General features: G+C 31.7%; 1 protein-coding gene. It reads left to right on the forward strand.

The window, feature by feature from the left end:
• Positions 1 to 312 (forward strand): DUF445 domain-containing protein (locus tag ABCO64_RS10530; RefSeq protein WP_343089436.1); only part of this gene is annotated, 312 nt, incomplete at both ends.

A 312-nucleotide genomic window follows, 5' to 3' on the forward strand; every position in this document is an offset into this window, starting at 1 on the left:
GCTTTAAAAAAAGAATTAGGCGAAACCTTATCGAAAAAAATACACCGTTTCATCCCTTCAATGTTTAGAAACATGTTTGGGGGCGAATTAACCAACATGATCGATCAATTCATTGAAAAAGAAGGCGATAATTTCATTGATATTATGGTAAAAAAGATCAAAGAAAGTGCGTCGGGTAATGTAGAAATTTCTAAAGTTGTAGAATCAAGAATCAATGCGCTCGATTTTAGTGAATTAGAAACAATTGTGAGAGATTTAACAAAGCGTGAATTAAGACATATTGAAACGATTGGATTAATCTTAGGATTAATC

Origin of the sequence: Methanocalculus natronophilus, from assembly GCF_038751955.1 — an archaeon.
In the GTDB taxonomy this organism is placed as follows: Archaea; Halobacteriota; Methanomicrobia; order Methanomicrobiales; family Methanocorpusculaceae; genus Methanocalculus; species Methanocalculus natronophilus.